At 53.5% G+C, this 5749-nt stretch carries 3 protein-coding genes, 1 tRNA gene and 1 rRNA gene; 3 read left to right on the top strand and 2 right to left on the bottom strand.

The window, feature by feature from the left end:
- The coding region (uvrA, locus tag OXG87_17115) for an excinuclease ABC subunit UvrA (GenBank protein MCY3871271.1) at positions 1-2121 on the bottom strand (2121 nt) is incomplete at its 3' end.
- Between the two features lie 28 nt (positions 2122-2149).
- Positions 2150-2223 (bottom strand) — tRNA-Arg (locus tag OXG87_17110).
- A gap of 119 nt (positions 2224-2342) precedes the next feature.
- Here OXG87_17110 and hemL point away from each other — a divergent pair.
- The 3 genes from hemL to OXG87_17095 all read left to right on the top strand — a co-directional run.
- The gene (gene hemL, locus OXG87_17105; GenBank protein MCY3871270.1) at positions 2343-3632 is read left to right on the top strand and encodes a glutamate-1-semialdehyde 2,1-aminomutase; all 1290 of its coding nucleotides are present in this window, start codon (positions 2343-2345) and stop codon (positions 3630-3632) included.
- Entirely contained in the window at positions 3620-4102 is a 483-nt protein-coding gene (locus OXG87_17100) for a HEAT repeat domain-containing protein (protein MCY3871269.1), read from the top strand. Before hemL ends, OXG87_17100 begins: the two co-directional genes overlap by 13 nt.
- A 258-nt stretch (positions 4103-4360) precedes the next feature.
- Positions 4361-5749, top strand: a 16S ribosomal RNA gene (locus OXG87_17095); the annotation flags it as partial.

The raw sequence follows: 5749 nt of genomic DNA, 5'->3' as shown, positions 1-5749 counted from the left end.
ACCGCGCACTCTGGATTCGGGCAATTGGGCGTAGAGTTCGCGTATGGCTGTGAAGAGGCCCGTGTATGTGGCGGCATTTGATCGCGGGGTGCGCCCGATTGGGGATTGGTCTATGCGTATGACTTTGTCGATTTGTTCAATGCCTTCGATAGATTTGTAGGGCAATGGTTCTGTGCTGGCGCGGTGGAGTTGGTGGGCGAGCGCGGGATACAGGGTGTGGTTGATGAGCGAGCTTTTGCCCGAGCCAGATACGCCGGTGACGCATACAAAGACGCCCAGTGGAATATCGATATCGACGTTTTGCAAGTTGTGGCCACTGGCGCCTCTGATTGAGAGATGCCCGCGAGGCTGGCGAATGTCGGGGGGGAGGGGGATGGCTTTTCGACCGGAGAGATAATTGCCGGTGAGAGAATTTTTGTCTGCGATTACGGCTTCTGGCGGTCCCTGTGAGATGATTTTGCCGCCGTTTTCGCCCGCGCCCGGGCCCAGGTCGATGAGATGATCGGCCATTTGCATGGCTTCGCGGTCGTGTTCGACCACGATGACCGAGTTGCCCAGATCGCGCAGGTTGCAGAAGGTGTCGATGAGTTTGCGATTGTCGCGGGGGTGCAGGCCTATACTGGGTTCGTCGAGTACGTAGAGAACACCGACGAGGCGGGTTCCGATTTGTGTGGCGAGGCGAATGCGCTGAAATTCACCTCCCGAAAGTGTTGCAGCTTTGCGGTTGAGCGCGAGATATCCCACGCCGACATCGACGAGAAATGCGAGGCGGTTTTCGATTTCGCGTGTGAGGGGGGCGGCGATCTCAGCTGCGTTGTTTTTGAGGTCCAGGGTTTGAAAGAAGTGCCTGATTTTTTCAATGGGCATGCTGGCAATGTCGGCTATTGTACAATTGGAAATTGTGACGGCAAGAGCTTCTGGCCGCAGGCCCGCGCCCTGGCAGTCGGGGCAGGTTTGCCCGCGCATAAAAAGCTCGATTTTTTCCCGCGCTTCGTCGGATGTAGCCGTTTTGTATTGGTGCTGGAGATCGGGTATGACGCCTGTTTTTCCTCTGAGGATTGCTCTTTGGACGGTTTTGGAGAGTTTGGAAAAGGGCGCTGAGGGATCGAATGAGAGGTTGCGCGATAGGCGCTGAAGTTGTTCTACCTGGCGTTTGCCTTTGGGGATGCCCCAGGGCGCAATCGCGCCTTCGAGGATGGATTTTGAAGGGTCGGGCACGACGAGGTCGGGATCGACTTCAAAAACAGTGCCCATACCGCTGCAAGTGGGGCAAGCCCCGTACGGGCTGTTGAAGGTGAAGAGGCGGGGTTCTATTTCTTCGATTTCAAAGTGGCCTTCTGTGCAGGCAAAGCGCGTGGAAAACGTCCATTCCTCATGGTCGATAATGTCGAGTGTGGCTGTGCCATTGGCAAGGTCGAGGGCTGTTTCGAGTGAGTCTGCGAGGCGCGCGGCCATGTTTTCGCGCACAATGAGGCGGTCGATGACGGCTTCGATGTTGTGCGCTGTGTTTTTATCGAGGTTGATGTCGCTGTCAAGTGACGCGACTTCGCCATTGACGCGCACCCTGAGATAGCCTTCCTTGCGCAACTGGTTAAAAACACTCAGGTGGGTGCCTCTGGCATTGCGGATCAGGGGCGCGAGGATCTGCAGGCGTTGTCCTTCGGGCAGTGCGAGTACGCGATCGACAATTTGCGCGACGCTCTGGCGCACAATGGGCTGGCTGCATATCGGACAGTGGGGCGTGCCTATTCTGGCGAATAAGAGACGCAAGTAGTCATAGACTTCGGTTATGGTGCCCACTGTTGAACGCGGTGTGCGGGGGATGCCGCGTTGTTGAATCGCCACAGCAGGCGAGAGACCTTCTATGCTGTCGGCATCGGGTTTGTCCATGAGATCGAGAAATTGCCGCGCATAAGCGGATAGCGATTCCACATAACGGCGTTGTCCCTCGGCGTAGATGGTGTCGAAGGCCAGGGACGATTTGCCCGATCCCGAGGGTCCGGTGATGACGACGAGGCAGTTGCGCGGGATGTCCAGGTCGATATTTTTGAGGTTGTGCTGACGCGCACCTCTGATGGTGATTGTATCGCTCATAGGTGTGAAGATAAAAAATTCAGGCACTTAAATTTTAAGTGCCTGAAAAATAAAGTGCGGCAGAGAGGACTCGAACCCCCAACCCTCTGGTCCGAAGCCAGATGCTCTGTCCAATTGAGCTACTGCCGCTGTGCAAATAATATACGGATTGTGGTCGTGTTTTGCAAGTGGATGAATTAGCTTGACAGTGAGAGGTGTAATTAAGATGTTGTCTTGAAATTCCATTTGTCTTTTCACGGAGGTGTGATTTGAATACGCGTTCAAAAACGCTATTTGACGCAGCACAACAGGTGATTCCCGGCGGTGTGAATAGTCCTGCAAGAGCATTTGGCCCCGTAGGTGGCGATCCGCTCTTTATTGTGAAAGGAGAGGGGGCGCGAATTGTCGATGTCGATGGGAGGTCTTATATCGATTTTGTGGGGTCATGGGGACCGCTTATTTTGGGCCATGCACATCCGGAAATTGTCGCGGCTGTCAATGCAGCGGCTGCTGGGGGCACGAGTTTTGGCGCGCCGACAGAAATCGAAGTGAAGATGGCCCAATTGGTCACTGAAATGGTGCCGAGCGTGGAAATGGTGCGGATGGTAAATTCGGGTACCGAAGCCACGATGTCGGCTATTCGGCTGGCTCGCGGACACACGGGGCGAAACAAAATTGTCAAATTTGAGGGGTGCTGGCACGGGCATGCCGATAGTTTTCTGATTCAGGCGGGGTCTTCAGCTCTCACGATGGGCGCGCCGAGTAGTCCGGGGGTTACACCTGGAACAGCAGCGGATTCGATTACTGTGCCTTTTAATGATCTGGAGGCCGTAGAAAAAGCCGTTGTGGAAAATAGGGATGAGATCGCGGCTGTTATTGTTGAGCCTGTGGCCGGCAATATGGGGGTGATTCCGCCAGCGCCGGGGTTTTTGCAGGGGTTGAGAGATATAACGGCAGAGAGGGGCATTGTGCTGATTTTCGATGAGGTCATCACAGGGTTTCGCGTCAGTCAGGGTGGTGCGCAGGAGCTTTATGGGGTGACGCCTGATTTGACGACTCTGGGGAAGATTATCGGCGGTGGGCTGCCCGTTGGTGCTTTTGGGGGTAGGCGAGAAATTATGTCAGATATTTCACCTCTGGGAAAAATGGTGTCGCAGGCCGGCACATTGTCGGGCAATCCCCTGGCTATGACAGCGGGATATGAGATGCTCAAACGCCTGCAAGAACCGGGTGTTTATGAGGTGTTGGAGGCAAAATCGCAGGCTCTGGAGACAGGTATTCTGGAAAACTTAAAATCTCTGGGATTGAAATATCAGACCAATCGGGTGGGTTCGATTATGACCTTGTTTTTTACGGAATTACCTGTGACGTCATTCGATGCTGCCAATGCGTGCGATCAGAATTTGTTCGCCCGGTATTTTCGGGAGATGCTCAATCGAGGTGTTTATCTGGCCCCGTCGCAGTTTGAGGCTGCGTTTGTTTCTCTGGCTCATTCTGACGCGGATATTGACAAGACTATAAAGGCAAATTACGAAGCCCTGAAAGCATGTATCAGTTAAAGAAAATACTGCCGGCACTTTTGCTTTTTTTATGTGGCTGTAGCTCGCCACATGGCGATTATGTTCGGCAATTGCGATCGGGGACGGTTGATCAGCGCATTGATGCGGCTGCCTTTTTGGGCGCACAGCGCGTTTTTGAAGCTGTTCCCCATTTGCGCGCTGCTTTGCGCGACTCTGCCGCACCTGTGCGCACAAAGGCCGCCTGGGCGTTGGGAATGTTGCGGGCGAAGGAGGCAGTGCGCGATCTGATCCGAATGCTTGGAGACAAAGATCGGGATGTGCGCCAGATTGTTGCCTGGGCATTGATGCAAATTGAAGAGCCGGAAGCCATTTTAGCACTTGAACGCGCTATGGCGTCTGAATCCGACGCATGGGTAAAAAAAGATATGGAGCGGGCAGTGCGCTACTTGAGGCAGTTTGATGGCGAAGCAGATGTTGAGGAAGGTCGCGTGAGAGGGGAGTTTTTCTGAAAAGATTTGACATTTGAGGTTCTATTTTATATATTTCGCGCTCTGCACCCAAAATGGTGCAGAATTTTGCTTGACTTGCAAATGTCGATTTGATAGATTTACTCCTTACCGGCACTTTGTAAGTCAAGAGTGCCTATTTTGTTCTTTGAAAATCAAATAACGTGCATGTGTTATTCAAAAGCTTGGTAGGTTCTCAAGGTTTCTTGAGAATTTCAGTAATTTGCAAAAAAAGCCCATAATATGGGCTCTCTCATTTTTTTCACGGAGAGTTTGATCCTGGCTCAGAACTAACGCTGGTGGCGTGTCTTAGTCATGCAAGTCGAACGAGAAAGCGCCCTTCGGGGTGCGAGTAAAGTGGCGAACGGGTGAGTAACACGTGGGTAACCTGCCTTTGAGTGGGGAACAACCCCTCTAACGAGGGGCTAATACCGCATAATGCAGCGGCTCCGCATGGAGACAGTTGTTAAAGGGGCAACTTCGGTTGTCTCGCTTGAAGATGGACCCGCGGTCCATTAGCTTGTTGGTGAGGTAACGGCTCACCAAGGCAACGATGGATAGCCGGCCTGAGAGGGTGTACGGCCACACTGGAACTGAGAAAGGTCCAGTCCCCTACGGGGGCCAGCAGTCTAGAAATTTGCGCAATGGGCGAAAGCCTGACGCAGCGACGCCACGTGGAGGATGAAGCCCTTAGGGGTGTAAACTCCTGTCAGAAGGGAAGAATGCAGGAAATAACTTTTCCTGTTTGACTGTACCTTCAGAGGAAGCCCCGGCTAACTTCGTGCCAGCAGCCGCGGTAATACGAAGGGGGCAAGCGTTGTTCGGATTTACTGGGCGTAAAGGGCGTGCAGGCGGACCGATAAGTCGTCTGTGAAATCTGTCGGCTCAACCAACAACTTGCAGTCGAAACTATCGGTCTTGAGTACAGGAGAGGAGAGCGGAATCTCAGGTGTAGCGGTGAAATGCGTAGATATCTGGGAGAACACCGGTGGCGAAGGCGGCTCTCTGGCCTGATACTGACGCTGAGGCGCGAAAGCTAGGGGAGCGAACGGGATTAGATACCCCGGTAGTCCTAGCTGTAAACGATGGGTACTAGGTGTTGGAGGTATTGACCCCTCCAGTGCCGCAGCTAACGCATTAAGTACCCCGCCTGGGGAGTACGGTCGCAAGGCTGAAACTCAAAGGAATTGACGGGGACCCGCACAAGCGGTGGAGCATGTTCCTCAATTCGATGCAACGCGAAGAACCTTACCCGGGTTTGACATATACCGGACACCCCTAGAGATAGGGTCTTCTTCGGACTGGTATACAGGTGCTGCATGGCTGTCGTCAGCTCGTGTCGTGAGATGTTGGGTTCAGTCCCGCAACGAGCGCAACCCCTATCCTTAGTTGCCAGCACGTCATGGTGGGAACTCTAAGGAGACTGCCTATGTTAAGTAGGAGGAAGGTGGGGATGACGTCAAGTCCTCATGGCCCTTACGCCCGGGGCTGGAAACGTGCTACAATGGCCGGTACAAAGGGCTGCAATACCGTGAGGTGGAGCCAATCCCAAAAAACCGGTCTCAGTTGGGATTGGAGTCTGCAACTCGACTCCATGAAGGTGGAATCGCTAGTAATCGTGGATCAGCATGCCACGGTGAATACGTTCCC

The sequence above is a fragment of the Gemmatimonadota bacterium genome, assembly GCA_026706845.1.
In the GTDB taxonomy this organism is placed as follows: domain Bacteria; phylum Latescibacterota; class UBA2968; order UBA2968; family UBA2968; genus VXRD01.
This window is presented reverse-complemented; position numbering and strand designations above follow the sequence as displayed.